We start from the raw sequence: 19,225 nt of genomic DNA, 5'->3' as shown, positions 1-19,225 counted from the left end.
CCCGCGCCATACCGGGCGCGGGCGGATGGTGTTTCAAGCCAGCGGGTCGATCGTGAACGCCGGCATGGCGGCCTTGTCGCGCGCGCAGGCCAGGAACTGGTCTGCGGTATTCAGGGCCTCGTTGATCGTCACGTCCATGTCCAGGTAGCGGTAGGTGCCCAGGCGGCCGACGAAGGTCACGTTGGTTTCCTGGCGCGCCAGGTTCACGTACAGCTCCAGCTGCTGCTTGTCGCGCGCCAGGCGGATCGGATAGTAGGGAATGTCCTTCTCCTCGCACTGGCGGCTGTATTCCTTGTAGCACACCGTGCCCTCGTGGCTTTCCCAGGGCGAGAAGTGCTTGTGCTCGGTGATCCGGGTATAGCGCTCGGCGTCGTCGCAATAGTTGACGACGGCGTTGCCCTGGTAGTCGCCCTTGTCGCGGAACATCTCGAAGTCCAGGGTGCGGTAGGGCAGACGGCCCTCCGCATGCTTGAACCAGGCGTCGATCGGGCCGCTGTAGAACACGTGGGCGTAGTCGCCCTTGGCATCCGGATTGAAGCGGGTGTTGAGGTGCACGGTGACGCCAGGCACGTCCAGGATGCGCTCGACCAGGGCGGTGTAGCCCTCGGCCGGCATGCCCTGGTACTTGTGGGCGAAATAGTTGTCGTCGTAGTTGAAGCGCACCGGCAGGCGTTTGAGGATGCTGGCCGGCAGCTGGTTCGGGTGCAGGCCCCACTGCTTCATGGTGTAGGTCTTGAAGAAGGCCTCGTACAGCTCGCGGCCGACGAAGCGCAGCGCCTGGTCTTCGAAGGTGGTCGGATTCTCGATGGTCTTGTCGCCCAGTTCGCGCAGGAATTCCTCGGCCTCGGCCGGACGCAGGGTCTTGCCGAAGAACTGGTTGATGGTCAGCAGGTTGATCGGCAGCGTATAGACCTTGCCGCCCGTGATGGCCTTGACGCGGTTCACGTAAGGCTTGAATTCGCTGAAGCGGTTGACGTATTCCCAGACCCGTTCGTTATCCGTGTGGAAGATGTGCGGGCCGTAAATGTGCACCATGACGCCGGTTTCGCTATCGCGTTCCGAATGGCAGTTGCCTGCGATGTGGCTGCGCGATTCAAAGACGTCCACGGTGTAGCCCGCGTGCGCGAGCTGATTCGCGATGACAGCCCCGGAGAAACCAGCGCCGACGATGGCGATGTGCTTGTTCATGTGTCGTTCCTATGGTGAATTTTCCGCTCTGTTTGATCGGCGGTGTTATTTGGAATGCATTGCAGGGGCAGTAAAAATGCTGCTAAAAATATATCATTGAAGGGGCAGTTCATATCGCACAATTGGCGCGTTCGTGGACGCTTGCAGGCGCTGCTATCATTCATGTTCTCTTAGGAATGCGAACCGACCATGTGTGTGAACTACCGCGCGCCGACGCCGGAGCAATTCGGCAGCATCGGCGCCTTCAGCGAACTGCCGGCCGACTGGCGCTGGCCCGATGAAATCTGGAAGGACTACCAGGCGCCGATCCTGCGCCTCGGCGCGCAAGGCCGTCCCGCGCCCGCGCTGGCCAGCTACGGCATGGTGCCGCGCCGGCATATCCCACCGGGCGTCAAGGTGTTCGATACGATGAACGCCCGCGCCGAGTCGCTGGGCGAAAAACGCTCCTTCGCGCCCGCGTGGCGGCGCCTGCAGTTCTGCGCGGTGCCGATGACCTGCTTCTATGAACCGTGCTACGAGAGCGGCCGCGCCGAGCGCTACGGCATCGGCATGGAGGACGACGCGCTGTTCCACGTGGCCGGATTGTGGCGCGAGTGGAGCGAAGCGGATGGCCGCATCGAGGCCTCGTTCACCCAGATCACCATCAACGCCGACGAGCATCCGCTGATGCGGCGCATGCACAAGCCGGACGACGAGAAGCGTTCGCTGGTGATCCTGCGGCCGGACGAAGTCGAAGACTGGATCGGGTGCCGCGACCTGGACACGGCGCGCAGCTTCCTGCGCCACTTCCCGGCCGAGCGCATGAAAGCCTGGTCCGCGCCGCGCACCGTGCGCAAGGTCGAAGAACCGTCCCCCAACGGTTCGCTGTTCTGAGGCCTCACAGTCCGGCGAGGCCGAGCGCCTTCGCGTGCAGGCGCAGGAAAGCGAGGTGGGCTTCGCGCGTGGCCGGGCCTTCGTAGGGCAGCAAGGTCCAGCGCTCGGAGGCGCGCATGGATTTGCCGGGCGCCAGCTTCACGAAGGGCGCATGCAGCGCCATCTCCAGCACACCCTGGACTTCCCGGGCCAGCTCCACCTGCCCGTGGTCGGGATGGATGGCGGTGCTGGAGTAGTGGCGAAACTGGATGATGAAAGCCTGGCCGCCGTGAAAAGCCGCCATCCAGCCGCTCGAGGGCTGGATCAGCAGCTTGCCCTTGCGCGCCGTGCCGGCGGGCGGTTCGAGCGCCATGAGGCCGTCGGCCAGTGTGAAAACCAGCCCATCGCCCGCTTCCTGCGTCGCGACGCGCACGTCGTCTTCGCTTGCCAGCGGCACGTAGACCCGGGTGTCGGGGCGCACGCGCGTGTTGAACCAGATGTCGCGCGCCACCGGCTTGTCGCGGCGGTTGGTGGCGCGCACGTCCAGCTGCAGGCTGTTCGGCTGGCCTTTCACCAGGGCGTAGCGCTTGCGCAGCTGGATCCCGGTCACCAGGCTGGGCGGGCTGTCCACCACCAGCTCGGCCGGCGTGCGCTGGACCAGGGCATAGGGTGCGAGGCTCAGGTAGGGATCGGGCGGCCATTGCGCGCGCGACCGTGCGCGCTCGGGATTGAGCGCCTGGTCGGTCCACCATTCCTTCTGCGGCCCGACCCAGACCTCGTGGCCGAGGTAGGGCACGTCGTTGCTGTAGGCACTGACGCTGACCGCGTCCGGATTGCCCGCGTGTTCGTCGGCCAGCAGGAAGTTCGGCTGGCCCGCCAGCGCAAAGGACAGCAGGCGTCCGCCGGCGACTTCGCAGGCCAGCACCGTGACGGCGCCGTTGTCCAGGCGGTGGGCGCGCAGCTGCGCGCCTGCGGGGTGGGCGAGGGCGAAGCAGCAGGCAAGCGCGAACGCGGCGCGGGGGAGGGACATGGAAATCCTTGGCGTGGTGTTTCGAGCATAGCAAACAAACAAGCCTGTGGCGTGGCTTGGGCGGATTTGCGACAGCTTTGTGACTTTCCCGGCTCTAGCTTGTGACAGCTGGTTATAATTCCGTCATCAAAACAGGGATCAGCGAGGAGACATGCCATGTCGGAAATGCAGTTCTCTAACAACTACCAGGACCTGAGCAATTCCTCCGGCGTCGACGCCGGATTCCAGTTCGAGTTCTACTGCGAGCGCTGCAGCGACCGCTGGCGCACCATGTTCCAGCCCTACCGCAGCGGCCAGGCCTCGGGCTGGTTGCAGAAGGGCGCCAGCATGTTCGGCGGACTGCTCGGCAACGCCAGTTCCGTACTGCACGGGATGGCGGAGGCGGGCTGGCACAGCGCCCGCGACCAGGCCTTCAAGGACGCGGTGGCCGCCGGCAAGGCCCACTTCAAGCGCTGCGGCAACTGCCACGACTACGTGTGCAGCCCCTGTTTCGACGGCGCCAGCGGCCTGTGCTTCGACTGCGCACCCAACGTCCAGGTGAAGATCACCCAGGCGCGCGCCCAGGGCGAAGTGCAAAGCGCGGCGGAACTGGCCTATGATGAGGGCAAGACGCGCGGCGGGCGCCACGATGTGCGGCAGGAGATGCAGCTGGTCTGTCCCCAGTGCCGCGCGGAGACCCACGGCGCCAAGTTCTGCCCCGAGTGCGGATGTAAAATGGGCCAGCAGGCGGCCTGCATCAGTTGCTCGGCCATGCTGCAGCCGGGGACGAAATTCTGTACGGAGTGCGGCGCGCGCCAGGGCTGAAGTGTCCGGCGTCCGCGCCGGTTTGGAGGACATGCGGTGAAGATGAAGTTTGGCCTGGTGCTGGCGGCGGCGCTCGCAAGTTCAGGCGCAGCGGCGAACGAAGGCAGTGTGCGCGCCGCCCTGGCGCACCTGGAACGCGTGCGGGCGACCGCCATCGAGGAAGGCGACGCCGAGACCTTGCTCCACCTGATGGACCGCAGCTACCTGCACGTGGACAGCCGCGGAAGGGTGCGCAGCAAGACCGAGCTCCTGACCCGGCTGGAACGCCAGCAGATGGACTTCCGCAGCTACGACCTCGATACGCCGGAGGTCAAGGTGCTGGAAGGCGGGGATGCCGCCGTCGTCACCGGCGCCTTCCGCTCGGCCATGCAGACGCCGGACGGACCGAAGCCCTTCCGGGGACGCTATGTGCGGGTGTGGGTGCGCCAGGCCGACGGCTGGAAGAACACCTTCCACCAGGTGACCGAGATCCGTCCTTAATCCTTGTCAGCGAGCCGGCCTTCGTCGTCGAACAGGCCGGCGCCATCCCAGCGCGGGAGCCCCGGCGGCGCGGATGCAGGCACCGCCTTGCCCGCATAGGCGGGACCGAAACCGGCGATCGCGCGCGGAAAGGCGCGGCAATAGCTGGCGGCGATGCCGGCCAGGTGGGCCAGCTGCCGGTAGGCGATCACATGGCCGGGCGGCAGCGCGTCGAGCACGCGGCGCACGCGTTCGCGCCAGTCCTCCGGCCAGGCCGGCAGTTGCGACCCGAGGGAAATCACACGATCGCCTGCCAGGATAGGTCCGCTCGTGAGAACGCGGGCCAGCACGCCACGCCGCGCGCCGACCAGGCGCGACAAGCCGGGACGGTGGCGGTCGAGACTGCCGCAGGCTTCGCACTGGAACATCAGGCGCAGCAGGACCTCGTCGCCGATGCGCAGCACCGTGCCCGAGGCCAGGCTCGAGGTATCGGCTTCCAGCAGCAGGTTCTCGCGCAGGGCCAGCGGCGGCAGGGCAAGATCGTTGTAGACCGGCGCGCCGGCCAGCAGCAGCTGGCGCGGCGAGACCGGGTCGGCATGCAGGTCGTGCTCCAGCCCGCGCCCGCCGAGGGCCAGGGCTTGCGGCACTGGCTCAGGCGCCGTGGCGGGCGTGCGCCGGACGGCAATCGCGATGAGCTGTCCCAGGTCTTCCAGCATCGGAGGGACCTGGGCGCGAATCACTTGGCGCTGTGCAGCTTGCGCGACGCGTCCAGGTACCTGGCGGCGTTGGGGACATTGGTCCACGCCGGCTTGACCGGATCGTTGGCGATGCCCAGGACGGCGTGCGCGACCATGCGGTTGATGCGCGCCATGTTGTCGTAGTCGATCTTGTCCCAGGTGTCGTCCTTGCCGTGGTAGTCCGGGAAGCCGAAGGCCACGGCCAGGGTGTGGGCCGGCACGCCGAGGTCGGCCAGCGACTGGTTGTCGCTGAAGGCGAAGTAGCGGTCGCTGTTGACCGGGTGCTTCCACAGGCGGATGCCGGTCTTGTCGCCGGCCTTGCGCAGCGCCTCGCTCACGGTCGAGTAGTCGAAGCCGGTGAGGGTGGCCGAGTTGACCTGCGGGCCTTCGCTGTCGTCGGTGCGTCCCAGCTGCTCCAGGTTGATGTTGGCGACCGTGTCCTTGACCGGGAATACCGGGTGGCGGCCGTAGTAGCGCGAACCCAGCATGCCCAGCTCCTCGCCGAACAGCGCGATGAAGGCGATGCTGCGCTTCGGGCGTTCCTTCTGGGCTGCGAGCGCCGAGGCGATCTCGATCACCGACACGGTGCCGCTGCCGTCGTCGTTGGCGCCGTTGTAGATCTCGCCGTTGCGGATACCGACGTGGTCGTAGTGGGCGGTCAGCAGGACATAGGTGTTCTTCAGCTGCGGATCGGAACCGCGCAGCAAGCCCACCACGTTGCGCAGCTTGACCGGACGCACTTCCGGCGCGCCGACCTTGGCCGCGACGGTGGCGCCGCCTTTTTCCAGCAGCGCGGCCGCCTCAGGCGCGTGCACCACCACCACCGGCGCCGCGCCCTTGGCGGCCGGCTTTTCCGGATCGATCAGCCAGCCGCCCGGCGCGCCGTGGCGGCGCTCGCGGTCGACCATCACCACCAGGGCCGGTTTGCTCTTGAGCTTGCTCTGCAGGATGCCTGCCGCGCCGGGGACGGGCGCCGCCGGCACCACCAGCACCTTGCCGTTGGCCGCGCCCGTATCTTCCAGCGCCGCCTTCCATTCCATGAAGACGGCCGGGGTCGCCGCCAGGGCGAGCGGATCGAGGAAACCGGCGGTGGCGCCGCCGGCCGGCACGCTGATCGCGTTGCCGCCCGCGTTCACGGTAAAGGCGAAGTCCGTATCCTTGCGCTGGGCGTATTGCCAGTTCGCGGTCTGGAAGTAGCCGTCGTCGCCGGCCGGCTCCAGGCCGGCGCGGCGGAACTGGGCGGCGATGTACTCGCTGGCCAGGTCGAGGCCGCGCGAGGGTGTGCCGCGGCCTTCCAGCAGGTCCGAGGACAGGTAGGACAGGTGGCCGCGCAGGGAATCGGGCGAGATGCGGCTCGAGACGGCGTCGAGCGGAGCCTGGGCCAGCGCTGCGGTGGACAGCAAGGCAAGGCTGAGGGCGGTGGCAAGGTGGCGCATGCGGTCGTGCTCTCTGAATAGTAAGAATGGCAATATCGCACGGGAGTATTCTCCCGGTCAACACAGTGAATCCGTCCAGTATGTACGTCTCGACGCGCATTTCGGTCGATCGCCAATCCGGTTGGCGGCATCCGCAACCCGCTTCGTCGCACCCGGCTTGGCCCGGCGGCGGCGCTTGGGCACAATGCCTGCACTTGTTGCTATCCGGATAAAATGATGAACATGTCCACCGCCATCGCCTCCATCTCCGCACCGACCCCGCGCCCGCGCCTGATGCGCCTGCTCGAAGACATGCGCCTCGCCCTGGTCATGAGCGTGCTCGCCGCCGTCGTCATCACGCTGGTGGTCGGCAAGCCGGAAATCCTGTACGAGCAGCTGGTGTTCTCCGTGTGCATCGGCATGCTGGCCTTCGGCATCGTCGACGGCGCGCGCCTGCTGTGGTGGGACCTGCCCGAGTGGAGCGCACGCCAGTGGCTGCCCTTCCTCGGCGTGATGGTGCTGGCCGCGCCGGTGGCCCATTACACCGGCATGCGGGTCGGCTTCGCGATCATGGGCTACAAGATGCCCATCCTGGCCGACTATCCGACGGCCGGCCGGGTGAGCATGATCGTCCTGACCTTCGGCGTGATCAGCGCGATGGTGCTGCTGGTGCGCCATCGCGACCGCCTGCGCCGCATCCGCCAGGAGCATGCCGACGCCCGCCTGCGGACCGAGGTCATCGAGCGCCAGGCGCTCCAGGCCCAGCTGCGCCTGCTGCAGGCCCAGATCGAGCCGCACATGCTGTTCAACACCCTCGCCAACCTGCAGGGCCTGATCGCCCTCGATCCGGACCGCGCCGGCCGCATGCTCGACCAGCTGATCCAGTACCTGCGCGCCACCCTGAGCGCCACCCGCAGCGAGAGCACCACCCTGGCCCAGGAATTCGCGGCCATGGAGGCCTACCTGGGCCTGATGGGGGTGCGCATGGGCGAACGCCTGGCAAGCCGCCTGAGCCTGCCCGAGGAGCTGCGCGGCGTGCGCCTGCCGCCGATGCTGCTGCAGCCGCTGGTGGAAAACGCCATCATCCACGGCCTGGAGCCGAAGATCGAGGGCGGCGAAGTGGCGATCGCCGCCGAAGCGCGCGACGGGCTGCTGGAGATCACGGTGCGCGACACCGGCCTCGGGCTGCAGGACAAGCCGGAGAGCCGCGGCGGGGGGGTGGGCGTATCCACCACCCGCGAGCGCCTGCAGGCGATCTACGGCGAGCGCGCCGCCATCGTGCTCGCGCGAAATCAGCCGCAGGGCGCCATCGTACGACTGACCTTACCACTGGAGACCACAGCATGACCCGTGCACTGATTGCCGAAGACGAACCGATCCTCGCCGCCGTCCTGGCCAAGACCCTGCAGCGCCTCTGGCCGGAGCTGGAGATCGTCGCCACCGCCCCGAACGGGGTGGCGGCCGTCGAGCAGGCGCTGGCGCTGCGTCCCGACGTCCTCTTCCTCGACATCAAGATGCCGGGCCAGACCGGGCTGGAAGCGGCCGAGGAACTGGCGGAGCGCTGGGAAGGCCCGGCGCCTTTCCCGCAAGTCGTGTTCGTGACCGCCTACGACGAATTCGCCGTGCAAGCCTTCGAGCGGGCCGCCGCCGACTATGTGCTCAAGCCGGTGAGCGAAGAGCGCCTGGCCCGCACCGTGGAGCGCCTGCGCGGGCGGCTGCAGGCGCCCGTGGAAGCGCAGCACGAGGATACCGCCCTGGCCCAGCTGGTAGGGCAGCTCCAGGCCCTGCTGCCGCAGGTGGCTGTCCCCGAGCGCCTGACCATGATCCGCGCCGCCGTCGGCAGCATGGTGCGCATGATCCCGGTGTCCGAGGTGGTGCTGTTCCAGGCGGTCGACAAGTACGTGAACGTGGCCACGGCCGACAGTGAAGCCCTGATCCGCCTGCCGCTCAAGGACTTATTGCCCCAGCTCGACCCGCAGGAGTTCCAGCAGATCAACCGCGGCACGGTGGTCAATATGCGCTGCGTGGCCAGCGCCGGGCGCGACACCATGGGCAAGGTGGTGCTCAACCTGCGTAACCGGCCGGAAAAGCCGCGCGTCAGCCCGGTGTTCGCGCACCTGTTCCGCCAGATGTGAGTGCAGTCTAGGCTACGCCCGCCGGATGGCCGTAGCGCCGTTCGAACTGGGCTGCCGGCATCGGCTGGCCCAGCAGATATCCCTGCAGCGCGTCGCACCCGCAGGTGTTGAGGAAACGCCGCTGCGCGTCTAGTTCCACGCCCTCGGCCACGATGTCCAGGTCCAGCTTGCGCGCCAGGGTGACGATCGCCTCGACGATGGCGGCCGCGCTGCGGTCGGTGTGGGCGTCGTGCACGAAGGAGCGGTCGATCTTGAGCGCGGTCAGGGGAAAGCGGCGCAGGTAGGCCAGCGATGAATAGCCGGTGCCGAAATCGTCGAGCGCGAACTGCACGCCCAGCCGGCGCAGGCGGTACATGCGCTCGATCAGCTCGGGCAGGTTTTCGGCGAACACGCTTTCGGTGATCTCGAGCGTCAGGCAATGGGGCGGCGCACCGGTGTGGGCCAGCACCTCGGCCACGGTATCGGGGAAAGTCGGATCGCGCATCTGGTGCACGCTCACGTTGACGGCCAGCTTGAGTCCCTTGAGGGCCGGGTTGTGGCGCCAGCGCGCCAGCAGCCGGCAGCTCTGTTCCAGCACGTGGCGTCCGAGCGGCGCGATCAGGCCCGAAGCCTCGGCCAGGCCAATGAACTCGCCGGGCGGGACCATGCCCAGCGCGCCCCGGTCCCAGCGCAGCAGCGCCTCGGCGCCGTTCAGCAGGCCGTCGCGCCCGAACTGCGGCTGGCAGTACAGCACGAATTCCTGCTCGGCCAGTCCGGTGCGCAGGCTGCTTTCCAGGGCTGCCTGGCGGTCGGCGGCGAACTGCATGCTGGCCTCGAAGAAGCAGGCGGTGTTGCGGCCTTCCGCCTTGGCGCGGTACATGGCGAGGTCGGCCTGCTTGAGCAAGGTGTCGATGTCGGTGGGCGCGCCGTCGAACAGGGTGATGCCGATGCTGGGCGAGGTCGAGGCCGTATGCGGGCCCAGCTCGAAGGGCTGGCCCAAGGCGTGCAGGATCTTGGTCGCGACGCCCTTGGTCTCGGCGGCCGCTTCGTCCGGACAGAGCCCCAGGTCTTCCAGCACCACCACGAATTCGTCTCCGCCCAGCCGCGACAGGTGGTCGCTGGCGCGCAGGGTGGTGCGCAGGCGGGCGGCGACCTGCTTGAGCAGCTCGTCGCCGACATCGTGGCCCAGGGTGTCGTTGAGCAGCTTGAAGTTGTCGAGGTCGATGAACAGCAGGGCGGCGTATTCGTCGAGGCGGCGCGCGCGCGCCAGGCTGGCGCCGAGCTGCTCCATCAGGTAGCGGCGATTGGACAGGCCGGTGAGCGGGTCGAAGTAGGCCAGCTCGTAGATGCGCTGCTCGTTCTCCTTGCGCTCGGTCAGGTCGGTATTGGTGCCGGACATGCGCAGCGGCCTGCCGTCGGGGTCGCGCGAGACGTAGCCGCGCGACAGGACGGGCAGGTAGTGGCCATCCTGGTGGCGCATGCGGAACTCGATGCTGTAGCTGTCGCGCGGCTCGGCCAGCAGCTGGCGGACAAAGGCGCGGACCCGTGGCTCGTCGTCGGGATGGATCAGGCGCATGGCCGTTTCCGGCTCGGTCGGCATGGCGCCAGGCGCGTAGCCGAGCACATCCCACCAGCGCTCGGAGTAATAGACTTCTCCCGTGCGCAGGTTCCAGTCCCAGGACGCGTCGGTGGAGCCGCGCAGGACCAGCTCCAGCCTTTCCTCGGATTTCTGCGCCTTGCGCTGGGCGCGCTTGAGGGCGGTGCAGTCGGTAAAGCAGACGACCACCCGCTCGAGTGTGCCGTGCGGGTCGCGTTCCGGGTAGGCATTGCAGATCATCCAGCGGATGATTCCCCGTCCCTCGCGGCGCAAGCCCACCACATAATGCGACAGGGGCTTGCCGGTTCTCAACACCTGGTTGACGGGATAGTCGGATTCGGGCATCGGCGAACCGTCGTCCTGCACGAAGCTCCAGTGACTGGGGTCGGATTCGGTGCCGATCAGCGCGGCCACGCTGCGGTCGAGCAGGCGGCTGGCCAGGCGGTTGGCGGACAGGATGCGGCCGTCCTTGTCGTGGACGACCACGCCGGCGGGCAAGTGTTCGAGCAGTTCGTCCAAGCGTTGCTGGACGTCAGGAGGCAAACGGGACAGCATGGTGTTCCGCCAGTGATCTAGTCGCACGGAGTTTCATACTAACAGTGACGGGTCGGCCGCGGCGCAACCTTGGCGCGGCGCACTCTTTCCGGACGCTCAGGCCGCCATCGGCAAGCTGGGGGCTTCCGAGCGGGCGTGGTACCAGCAGTCGAACATGTCCTCGAACACGTCGAACAATTCATTGACCAGCCCGACGGCGGTCTCGAACTCGCCGATGCGCAGCAGGTAACCGCTGCCTTCCACGCCGTCCTGTTCCACGCCTTCCTGGTCCTTGGCGTGGTTCGCCTCCGCATGCTGGTGCACCTTGCCGAAGTAGTCGAGCTGGTCGGAAAGGCCGAGTTCCCCGACCAGCCGGTACATGGGCTCGTTGAAGCAGGCGAAGGTCGCTTCCAGCGCCTCGATGATGGCCATGCGCAGGAAGGGGGTGCGGTGGGTCTTGGCCAGGAAGATGCCGTGATAGACCACCTCGCGGGTGGCGCGGTTCTCCGGCCCCCAGACTTCGGTGAAGGCCTGGGCCGGCGGCACACCCAGCAGGCGGCGGCCGTGTTCGATGCGCGCCAGGTCTTCCAGATACCACTGCCAGTGGAAGGAGTCCTCGTCGCAATGCTGGTGCACGCTTTGCTGCAGCGGGGAATGGTCGTGCTCGTCGCGCAGGGCGGCCAGGATGTCCTTGAAGCCCATGGTGAAGAACATCATCGCGGGGACGAAGGAGAGGCGCTGGTAAGGAGCGACGGCGGCGTCGCCGATGTAGGTGCACAGGGCCGACTGGCGCAGCTGCGCCTGGCGCGCTTCGATGACGGAGTTGAGGATGTCCATGGTGTCCTGGTGATGTGGTTGCACGAGTGTTCGGTGCGGCCTGTCCGGCGCCGGATTGCTGTGTGCACTGGCGTCGGCAGGCTGGCAGGGCGTAGTCTAGTCAGGCCGCACCCGGATTTCTTCCCCCACGGACGGGGGGAATGGCCCCCCGCAGCCTGGCCCCGCATGCATATGCGTATGGCGCGGCGGCGATGGGAATGGGGGCGCGGATTTGGTAAACTCCATGGTTTTCCCGATACAGGTTTTCCCATGGAGCGCTCCGTCGAGCTCCGCGCGTGTGCGCTGCAATGTCTGCTTGAAACCGATCCCGCCGCCAAGGCCGCCGGCGTGGCCGCGCTGGCGCAGGCGCACGCGGAGGGCAGGCTGCAGGTCGACCCGCAAGCCGTCCTGGATGCGCAGGGCCCGATCCCGGGCCGGCCGGTGCGGCCCGAACTGGTGCCGCCGCGCCTGGTGGGCCGGCGTTCGATGGCCACCGTCGAAGGGCGGGCCATGCTGGTGCATGCGCTGGCCCACATCGAATTCAACGCCATCAACCTGGCCCTGGACGCCATCTGGCGCTTTGCAGGCATGCCGCCGGCCTACTACACCGACTGGCTGCGCGTGGCCCACGAGGAATCCCTGCATTTCATGATGCTCGGCAGCCACCTGTCCACGCTCGGCTACCAGTACGGCGATTTCACGGGCCACGACAGCCTGTGGGAGATGGTCGCCAAGACCAGTGGCGACGTGCTGGCGCGCATGGCGCTGGTGCCGCGCACGATGGAGGCGCGCGGCCTGGACGCCATTCCGCCGCTGCGCGCCAAGCTGGCCCAGGCCGGCGACCCGGCGGCAGCGGCGATCCTGGACCGCCTGCTGGCGGACGAAGTCGGCCACGTGGAGATCGGCAACCGCTGGTACTTCCACCTGTGCGCGCAGCGCGGCCTGGATCCGTTGCCGACCTACGACGAGCTGACCGTGCGCTACAAGGCGCCGGTCCTGAAGGGCCCCTTCAACCTGGAGGCGCGCCGCCAGGCGGGCTTCACCGACGCGGAACTGCAGCGCTACCTGTGATGGACGCGTTCGACGAGACCACGAGCGGGCAGGGCTTCCTGCTGACCCGCCACTGGCGCGACCTGGAGTCGGGCTGCGAAGTCGAGTTCTGGCTCGCCACCGACGATGGGCCGCGCCGGGTGCGCCTGCCGGCCCAGACGCCGGTAGCCTTCGTGCCCGCGGAGCTGGGCGACAGCGTGCGGCAGCTGCTGGAGCGCGAACAAGGCTGGGAGCTGCGCCCGCTGGCGCTGACGGATTTTCATCACCGCCCCGTGCTGGGCTTGTACTGCCGCCAGTACCGCCAGCTGCTGCGCCTGGAAAAGCGGCTGCGTGAGCACGGCATCGGCATGTACGAGGCCGACGTGCGGCCGCCTGAGCGCTACCTGATGGAGCGCTTCATCACCGCGCCGGTGGCGTTCGTCGGGCATGCGGGCGAAGGGCGGCTGGTGCTGGACGGCCAGCTCAAGCCGGCGCCCGGCTATCGTCCCGCGCTGCGCACCGTCTCGCTCGACATCGAGACCACCTTCCAGGGCGACCTGTACTCGATCGCGCTGGAAGGCTGCGGCCAGCGCCAGGTCTACATGCTCGGCCCGGAGAATGGCGACGCATCCGGGATCGACTTCGACCTCGAATACTGCGCCACCCGCCCGGAACTGCTGGAGCGCCTGGAAGCCTGGTTCGCGCGCCACGATCCGGACGCGGTGATCGGCTGGAACGTGGTCCAGTTCGACCTGCGCGTGCTGCAGAAGCACGCCGACCGCTACAACCGTCCGCTCAGGCTCGGACGCGGCGGCGCCGCCCTCGAATGGCGCGAAGACCGCGGCGGCCAGGAACACTGGTTCGTCGGCATCGCCGGACGCCTGGTGATCGACGGCATCGAGGCGCTGCGCTCGGCCACCTGGAGCTTTCCGTCCTTCAGCCTGGAAAGCGTGGCCCAGTCGCTGCTGGGCGAGGGCAAGGCCATCGACAATCCCTTCGACCGGATGGCGGAGATCGACCGCATGTTCGCCGAGGACAAGCCGCAGCTGGCGCGCTACAACCTGAAGGACTGCGAGCTGGTGACCCGCATCTTCGACAAGACCGGGGTCATGGCCTTCCTGCTGGAGCGCGCCAGCGTGACCGGCCTGGCGGCCGACCGCAGCGGCGGCTCGGTGGCGGCCTTCGAGCACCTGTACATGCCGGTAATGCACCGCCAGGGGCACGTGGCGCCGAATATCGGCGACGTGCCGGGCGCCGACAGCCCGGGCGGCTTCGTGATGGATTCGCGCTCCGGCCTGTACGACTCGGTGCTGGTGCTCGACTACAAAAGCCTGTATCCATCGATCATCCGCACCTTCCTGATCGATCCCGTCGGCCTGGTCGAAGGCCTGCGCGAGCCCGAAGAGGCCACCGTGCCGGGCTTTCGCGGCGGGCGCTTCTCGCGCACCAGGCACTGCCTGCCGGGCATCGTGACCCAGATCTGGGCCGGGCGCGAAGCGGCCAAGCGCGAGCGCAACGCGCCGCTGTCGCAGGCCCTGAAGATCATCATGAACGCCTTCTACGGCGTGCTGGGAACCACCGGCTGCCGCTTCTTCGATCCGCGCCTGGCCTCGTCGATCACGATGCGCGGCCACGAGATCATGCACCGCACGCGGGCGCTGATCGAGGAGCAGGGCTACCAGGTGATCTACGGCGATACCGATTCCACCTTCGTGTGGCTCGGGCGGGCGCATGCCGATGCCGAGGCCGAGCGCATCGGGCGCGCCCTGGTGGACCATGTCAACGGCTGGTGGCGCAAGCACCTGCGCGAGGAGCTGGGCCTGGAGAGCGCGCTGGAGCTGGAATACGACGTGCACTTCCGGCGCTTCCTGATGCCGACCGTGCGCGGCTCGGACGAGGGCAGCAAGAAGCGCTACGCCGGCCTGGTGACGGGTGCGGACGGCGGCGACGAGATGGTCTACCGCGGCCTGGAGACGGTGCGTACGGACTGGACGCCGCTGGCCCAGCAGTTCCAGCAGGGCCTGTACGAACGCATCTTCAAGAACCAGCCCTTCGAGGACTATGTGCGCGGCTACGTGGCGGCCACCCTGCGCGGCGAGCACGACGCGCTGCTGGTCTACCGCAAGCGCCTGCGCCGTCCGCTCGAGGAATACCAGCGCAACGTGCCGCCGCACGTGCGCGCCGCGCGCATGGCCGACGAACACCATCTGCGCAACGGCCGGCCGGCGATCTACCGCAGGGGCGGCTGGATCCGCTACGTGATGACCACCGCTGGGCCCGAGCCGCTGGAAACCCTGCATTCGCCGATCGACTACGAGCACTACCTCACGCGCCAGCTGGAACCGGTGGCCGACGCGATCCTGCCTTTCCTGGGCGAGCGCTTCGATCGCCTGACCAGCCGCCAGGGCGCCTTGTTCTAAAACATGTTGATCCGACATCTGGCTCTGTGGCTGCTGTGACAATTCGTGGTTTTTTGGGAACGTTTGCTGCCGAGTTTATGCGGGATTTGATGCCGTATTGACCCAAGCAAACGCTTCACGTCTAGAATGCTTTCCGTACGGCATCACGGCATCCCGTTTCTCACCACGGCATTACTTCATCGGAAAACGCAATGAAATCGGTTCAACAAGAAGTCGACGAGCGCAGCAATCTCACCGGGACCAACAAGTTCGAGCTGCTGCTGTTCCGCCTCGGCGGCGACGAGAACGGCAATCACAGCGAGCTGTTCGGCATCAACGTCTTCAAGATCCGCGAAATCGTCGCCATGCCTTCGATCACCTCGGTGGCCGGTTCGCCCCCGCACGTGCTGGGCGTGGTCAACCTGCGCGGCCAGATCATCCAGGTGCTTGACCTGCCGGCGATCGCGGGCGTCACGCCGAAGACCGGCCTGAACATCATGCTGGTGACCGAATTCGCCCGCACCACCCAGGCCTTCGCGGTCGAGAGCGTGGAAGAGATCGTGCGCCTGGACTGGAACCAGGTGATGTCGGCCGAGCACAGCGCCGGCAGCGGCATGGTGACCAGCATCGCGCGCCTCGATACGGTGGGCGGCGAGCCCGGCCGCCTGGCCCAGGTGCTGGACGTCGAGACCATCCTGCGCAAGCTGAACCCGGACCAGGAGCCGGAAAACATCCAGCAGGCGGTCGGCGACAAGATCCAGATCAAGCCGGGCTGCGTGATCCTGGCGGCGGACGACTCGGTGGTCGCGCGCGCCCTGATCGAGCAGGGCCTGGACGCGATGGGACTGCCTTTCGTGATGACCAAGAGCGGCAAGGAAGCCTGGGACCATCTGAACGCCATCGCCAGCGCGGCCGAGGCCGAGGGACGCACGGTCTACGACCGCGTCGCGATGGTGCTGACCGACCTCGAGATGCCCGAGATGGACGGCTTCACCCTGTGCCGCAACATCAAGTCCACCAACCGCTTCGGCAACATGCCGGTGGTGATCCACTCCTCGCTGTCCGGCACCACCAACGAAGAACACGTGAAGAACGTGCGCGCCGACGCCTACGTGGCCAAGTTCTCGGCCGAAGACCTGTCGCGCACCCTGCGCAAGGTGCTGCACGGCTGATGCATGCCCGGGTGGCGGCAGTGCTATGATGCCGCCACCCGCCTTTCCAGCGCGGGTTTGCTGGAGTACCTTTGAAGGAAACCCATCCACCGGCGCCCGCCAGGCGCGAGGGCGGCGCGCTGCCCGACCTGCCCCAGCTCGAGATCCTCGAGAGCCTGCTGCGCGAGCGCAGCCTGACCCGTACCGCCGAGCTGCTCGGCATGACCCAGCCGACCATCAGCCGGGTGCTGGCGCGCCTGCGCCTGCACTTCGCCGACCCCCTGTTCGTGCGCTCCGGCCAGAGCATGCAGCCGACCGCGCGCGCGCTCGAACTGGCCGAGCCGGTGAGCGCGCTGCTGGCCGCCGCGCGCCGCCTGCAGGAGGGCTCGGCGGCCTTCGACCCGCTCACCGCGCGCCGTTCCTTCGGCCTGTACATGGTGGACGGCGCCATCGTGCACGTGCTGCCGCGCCTGCTGGAGGCGATGCGCCACCAGGCCCCCGGCATCCTGCTGCGCACCCTCCACGGCGACCCGCTGGCGCTCGACGCGCGCATCGAGCGCGGCGAGATCGACCTGCTGATCGGGCGCTTTCCCCACCTGGTCAGCAATATGCGCCAGCGCCTGCTGTGGGGCGACGACCATGCCGTGCTGATGCGGCCCGACCACCCCTGCGCCGGCGGCCTGGACCGCGAGACCTACCTCGCCCAGCGCCACGTATTGATCAGCATCTTCCACACCAGCCACCACGACGTCGAGGTGACCCGCACCCTGGAGACGCTGCTGCCGCCGGATAAGGTGCTGTGCCACGTGCCGGGCTTCACCGCCGCCGCCCACCTGGTGCTGCACACCGATGCGCTGGCGACCATCCCGCGCCGCCTGGCCAATGACCTGGCGCAGGACCTCGGCCTGGTCCTGGCCGAGGTGCCGATCGCGCTGGCGCCGCTGCAGCTGGCAATGTACTGGCACGAGCTCCAGCACCGCGATCCGGGCAACCGCTGGCTGCGCGAATTCGTGCGCACGACGCTGCTGGGGCCGGACGCTCCCTGAGTCCCGGACCCGGAGGTCATGCACTTCGCGCATGACCTGCATGCGGCCGCCGGCATGGCCTTCGTGAGCTCGGGCAACTATGCTTCGGGAAACGAACGGTTTCACGGAGGCCAGCATGTCCGACCATCTTTTCACTTCATCCGCGCCGGCGCGCGCCGCCGCCGCGATGCTTCCGCTGCTGCTGGCGGGCTGCATGTCCTTCGGGCCGCAGGGCGAACGCGCCCAGCTGCGCGATGCGGCCGGCGTGCCTTCCGGGCGCGCCATCGCGGCCCTGGCGGCGCCCGAGGCGGCATGGCCGGCCCAGGACTGGTGGCGCGGCTACGGCGATCCCCAGCTCGACGCCCTGGTGGACCAGGCGCGCAGCGGCAGCCCGACCGTGGCCGCCGCGCTGGCGCGCGTGCGCCAGGCGGCCGCACTGGAGGGCATGGCCGCCGCCGCGCTGTCGCCGCAGGCCGGCGCGACGGCGCGCAGCAGCCGCCAGCACTACAGCGAGAACAGCAGCGTGCCCAAGCCCCTGGCCGGCAGCTGGCAATGGGTCAACGAGGCCAGCGTCGGCCTGTCCTACGAACTCGATTTCTGGGGCAAGAACCGCGCGGCGGTGGGCGCCGCGGCGGGCCGGGTCAACGCCCAGCGCGCCGAGGCCGAAGCGGCCACCCTGGCGGTGTCGGTGGCGCTGGTCCAGGCTTATTTCAGGCTCGACCTCCTGTACAGCCAGCACGACCTGGCCGAGGCCGAGCTGCGCCAGCGCGAGCAGATCCTGGCCCTGACGAGCCAGCGGGTCGCGGCCCAGCTGGACAGCCGCGCCGAGCTGAAGCAGGCCGAGATCGGCGTGCCGCTGGCGCGCGGGCAGCTCGCCGCGCTCGCCGAATCGATCCAGCTCACGCGCGGCCAGATCGCCGCGCTGGCGGGGCAGGGCCAGGATGCCGCGCTGGCCTTGCACCGGCCGCAGCTGGGCAGCGTGCACCGCGCCGGCGTGCCGGCCGAGCTGCCGGCGGCCCTGCTGGGGCGCCGCCCTGACCTGGTGGCGCTGCGCTGGCGGGTGGAAGCGGCCGGCGGCGACATCGACGTCGCCAAGGCCCAGTTCTACCCGAGCGTGAACCTGAGCGCCCTGATCGGCCTGCAAAGCCTCGGCTTCGACCGCCTGCTGCAGGGCGCCAGCATGGCCGCCAGCGCAGGTCCGCTGGTCACCTTGCCGCTGCTCGACGGCGGCCGCCTGCGCAGCCAGCTGGCCGCGCGCAACGCGGAGTACGACCTGGCCGTCGAACAGTACAACGGCGCCGTGGTCGAGGCCATGCGCGACGTCGTCGCCCAACTGACCTCCCTGCAGGCCCTGGACGGCCGCCTGCGCGAGCAGGACCTGGCGCTGGAGGCGGCCGAGCAGGCCTATGCGCTGGCGCTGGAGCGCTATCGCGCCGGCCTCGGCACCCAGCTGCAGGTGCTGGTGGCCGACACCCAGCTCGTGGCCCAGCGCCGCCAGCGCGCCGACCTCGCGGCGCGCGCCAGGGAACTCGATCTCAACCTGGTCCGCGCCCTGGGCGGCGGACACCAAGCCTAGGGAGCCCCATCATGGAAGACAAGAACACACAGCAGCAGGGACGCACCCGGCTGGCCGCCGGCCTGGTGGCCGCGATCGCCGCCGCGGCGGCCGGCATCGCCTGGTCCGCACCCGGCATCGTCCACTTCGGCTGGAACATGGAGGCCACCGAAGATGCCTACGTGGAGGGCAACCTGGTCCAGGTGACGCCCCAGGTGGCCGGCACCGTGACCCGGATCGGCGCCGACAACACCGACTTTGTGCGCGCCGGCGAAGTGCTGGTGAAGCTCAGCGAACTCGATGCGCGCCTGGCCCTGGACCGCGCCGAAGCGGGGCTGGCGAAGGCCGCGCGCCAGGTGCGCTCGCAGTTCGCGGGCGCCGGCCAGATGCGCGCCGCCACCAGCCAGCGCGAAGCCGACCTGGCGCGCGCCGAGAGCGACCTGGCGCGGCGCCGCAGCCTGGCCGGCAGCGGCGCGATCTCGGGCGAGGAGCTGCGCCATGCGGAGGACGCCGTCGCGGC

16 protein-coding genes and 1 pseudogene are annotated in these 19,225 nt (G+C 68.5%); 11 read left to right on the top strand and 6 right to left on the bottom strand.

Going from position 1 to position 19,225, the window contains the following annotated elements; genetic code table 11:
• Nucleotides 1-33: 33 nt before the first annotated feature.
• A complete protein-coding gene (gene glf, locus KBW95_RS23285; RefSeq protein ID WP_211526096.1) occupies nucleotides 34-1,188 on the bottom strand; it encodes a UDP-galactopyranose mutase in 1,155 nt (384 codons plus the stop codon).
• 189 nt (nucleotides 1,189-1,377) lie between these two features.
• Here glf and KBW95_RS23280 point away from each other — a divergent pair, with 189 nt between their 5' ends.
• Complete coding sequence (locus tag KBW95_RS23280; RefSeq protein ID WP_211526097.1) at nucleotides 1,378-2,061, top strand: SOS response-associated peptidase; 684 nt, start codon at nucleotides 1,378-1,380, stop codon at nucleotides 2,059-2,061.
• Nucleotides 2,062-2,065: 4 nt separating this feature from the next.
• Here KBW95_RS23280 and KBW95_RS23275 read toward each other — a convergent pair whose 3' ends face one another.
• A complete protein-coding gene (locus KBW95_RS23275; RefSeq protein WP_211526098.1) occupies nucleotides 2,066-3,070 on the bottom strand; it encodes a DUF4380 domain-containing protein in 1,005 nt (334 codons plus the stop codon).
• Nucleotides 3,071-3,226: 156 nt separating this feature from the next.
• Between KBW95_RS23275 and KBW95_RS23270 the strand changes: the two genes are divergently transcribed.
• Both KBW95_RS23270 and KBW95_RS23265 read left to right on the top strand, forming a co-directional pair.
• Entirely contained in the window at nucleotides 3,227-3,874 is a 648-nt protein-coding gene (locus KBW95_RS23270) for a zinc ribbon domain-containing protein (protein WP_211526099.1), read from the top strand.
• Between the two features lie 42 nt (nucleotides 3,875-3,916).
• Nucleotides 3,917-4,354, top strand: a complete 438-nt coding sequence (locus KBW95_RS23265; RefSeq protein ID WP_229429966.1) for a nuclear transport factor 2 family protein — start codon at nucleotides 3,917-3,919, stop codon at nucleotides 4,352-4,354.
• Here the strand turns inward: KBW95_RS23265 and KBW95_RS23260 are convergent.
• Complete coding sequence (locus KBW95_RS23260; protein WP_211526101.1) at nucleotides 4,351-5,049, bottom strand: MOSC domain-containing protein; 699 nt, start codon at nucleotides 5,047-5,049, stop codon at nucleotides 4,351-4,353. The two genes, KBW95_RS23265 and KBW95_RS23260, sit on opposite strands and share 4 nt — an antisense overlap.
• 20 nt (nucleotides 5,050-5,069) lie before the next feature.
• Nucleotides 5,070-6,506 carry a M28 family metallopeptidase gene (locus tag KBW95_RS23255; RefSeq protein ID WP_211529454.1) on the bottom strand — a complete coding sequence of 479 codons (1,437 nt, stop codon included), beginning with the start codon at nucleotides 6,504-6,506 and terminating at the stop codon, nucleotides 5,070-5,072.
• A 216-nt stretch (nucleotides 6,507-6,722) separates the two neighbouring features.
• Between KBW95_RS23255 and KBW95_RS23250 the strand changes: the two genes are divergently transcribed.
• Together KBW95_RS23250 and KBW95_RS23245 are read left to right on the top strand one after the other, a co-directional pair.
• The gene (locus tag KBW95_RS23250) at nucleotides 6,723-7,832 is read left to right on the top strand and encodes a sensor histidine kinase (RefSeq protein WP_229429965.1); all 1,110 of its coding nucleotides are present in this window, start codon (nucleotides 6,723-6,725) and stop codon (nucleotides 7,830-7,832) included.
• Nucleotides 7,829-8,620, top strand: a complete 792-nt coding sequence (locus KBW95_RS23245; RefSeq protein WP_211529453.1) for a LytTR family DNA-binding domain-containing protein — start codon at nucleotides 7,829-7,831, stop codon at nucleotides 8,618-8,620. Before KBW95_RS23250 ends, KBW95_RS23245 begins: the two co-directional genes overlap by 4 nt.
• Nucleotides 8,621-8,627: 7 nt before the next feature.
• Here KBW95_RS23245 and KBW95_RS23240 read toward each other — a convergent pair whose 3' ends face one another.
• Nucleotides 8,628-10,751 (bottom strand): GGDEF and EAL domain-containing protein, encoded by a 2,124-nt coding sequence (locus KBW95_RS23240; protein ID WP_211526104.1) that lies wholly within the window; start codon nucleotides 10,749-10,751, stop codon nucleotides 8,628-8,630.
• A gap of 96 nt (nucleotides 10,752-10,847) precedes the next feature.
• A complete protein-coding gene (locus KBW95_RS23235; protein ID WP_211529452.1) occupies nucleotides 10,848-11,567 on the bottom strand; it encodes a hypothetical protein in 720 nt (239 codons plus the stop codon).
• 249 nt (nucleotides 11,568-11,816) lie between these two features.
• Between KBW95_RS23235 and KBW95_RS23230 the strand changes: the two genes are divergently transcribed.
• From KBW95_RS23230 to KBW95_RS23205, 6 genes and pseudogenes are all read left to right on the top strand, one after another.
• Entirely contained in the window at nucleotides 11,817-12,617 is an 801-nt protein-coding gene (locus tag KBW95_RS23230) for a ferritin-like domain-containing protein (RefSeq protein WP_211529451.1), read from the top strand.
• Complete coding sequence (locus KBW95_RS23225) at nucleotides 12,617-14,995, top strand: DNA polymerase II (RefSeq protein WP_211529450.1); 2,379 nt, start codon at nucleotides 12,617-12,619, stop codon at nucleotides 14,993-14,995. The genes KBW95_RS23230 and KBW95_RS23225 overlap by 1 nt, the downstream gene beginning before the upstream one ends.
• 191 nt (nucleotides 14,996-15,186) lie before the next feature.
• Nucleotides 15,187-16,146, top strand: coding sequence for a chemotaxis protein (locus tag KBW95_RS23220; RefSeq protein WP_211529449.1), 960 nt, complete (start codon nucleotides 15,187-15,189; stop codon nucleotides 16,144-16,146).
• Between the two features lie 71 nt (nucleotides 16,147-16,217).
• Entirely contained in the window at nucleotides 16,218-17,171 is a 954-nt protein-coding gene (locus KBW95_RS23215; RefSeq protein WP_229429964.1) for a LysR family transcriptional regulator, read from the top strand.
• A gap of 115 nt (nucleotides 17,172-17,286) precedes the next feature.
• Complete coding sequence (locus KBW95_RS23210; protein WP_229429963.1) at nucleotides 17,287-18,726, top strand: efflux transporter outer membrane subunit; 1,440 nt, start codon at nucleotides 17,287-17,289, stop codon at nucleotides 18,724-18,726.
• 11 nt (nucleotides 18,727-18,737) lie between these two features.
• Nucleotides 18,738-19,225, top strand: a pseudogene (locus KBW95_RS23205) (biotin/lipoyl-binding protein); the annotation flags it as partial.

This window comes from Massilia sp. ZL223 (assembly GCF_018119395.1).
Taxonomy (GTDB): Bacteria; Pseudomonadota; Gammaproteobacteria; order Burkholderiales; family Burkholderiaceae_D; genus Telluria.
This window is presented reverse-complemented; position numbering and strand designations above follow the sequence as displayed.

What these genes read in the sequence shown, in the direction of transcription:
- KBW95_RS23260 (WP_211526101.1), bottom strand. Translation starts at nt 5,049, where the DNA reads ATGCTGGAAGACCTGGGACAGCTCATCGCGATTGCCGTCCGGCGCACG.
- KBW95_RS23230 (WP_211529451.1), top strand. Translation starts at nt 11,817, where the DNA reads ATGGAGCGCTCCGTCGAGCTCCGCGCGTGTGCGCTGCAATGTCTGCTT.
- KBW95_RS23270 (WP_211526099.1), top strand. Translation starts at nt 3,227, where the DNA reads ATGTCGGAAATGCAGTTCTCTAACAACTACCAGGACCTGAGCAATTCC.
- glf (WP_211526096.1), bottom strand. Translation starts at nt 1,188, where the DNA reads ATGAACAAGCACATCGCCATCGTCGGCGCTGGTTTCTCCGGGGCTGTC.
- KBW95_RS23275 (WP_211526098.1), bottom strand. Translation starts at nt 3,070, where the DNA reads ATGTCCCTCCCCCGCGCCGCGTTCGCGCTTGCCTGCTGCTTCGCCCTC.
- KBW95_RS23255 (WP_211529454.1), bottom strand. Translation starts at nt 6,506, where the DNA reads ATGCGCCACCTTGCCACCGCCCTCAGCCTTGCCTTGCTGTCCACCGCA.
- KBW95_RS23210 (WP_229429963.1), top strand. Translation starts at nt 17,287, where the DNA reads ATGTCCGACCATCTTTTCACTTCATCCGCGCCGGCGCGCGCCGCCGCC.
- KBW95_RS23220 (WP_211529449.1), top strand. Translation starts at nt 15,187, where the DNA reads ATGAAATCGGTTCAACAAGAAGTCGACGAGCGCAGCAATCTCACCGGG.
- KBW95_RS23235 (WP_211529452.1), bottom strand. Translation starts at nt 11,567, where the DNA reads ATGGACATCCTCAACTCCGTCATCGAAGCGCGCCAGGCGCAGCTGCGC.
- KBW95_RS23240 (WP_211526104.1), bottom strand. Translation starts at nt 10,751, where the DNA reads ATGCTGTCCCGTTTGCCTCCTGACGTCCAGCAACGCTTGGACGAACTG.
- KBW95_RS23245 (WP_211529453.1), top strand. Translation starts at nt 7,829, where the DNA reads ATGACCCGTGCACTGATTGCCGAAGACGAACCGATCCTCGCCGCCGTC.
- KBW95_RS23265 (WP_229429966.1), top strand. Translation starts at nt 3,917, where the DNA reads ATGAAGTTTGGCCTGGTGCTGGCGGCGGCGCTCGCAAGTTCAGGCGCA.
- KBW95_RS23225 (WP_211529450.1), top strand. Translation starts at nt 12,617, where the DNA reads ATGGACGCGTTCGACGAGACCACGAGCGGGCAGGGCTTCCTGCTGACC.
- KBW95_RS23280 (WP_211526097.1), top strand. Translation starts at nt 1,378, where the DNA reads ATGTGTGTGAACTACCGCGCGCCGACGCCGGAGCAATTCGGCAGCATC.
- KBW95_RS23250 (WP_229429965.1), top strand. Translation starts at nt 6,723, where the DNA reads ATGAACATGTCCACCGCCATCGCCTCCATCTCCGCACCGACCCCGCGC.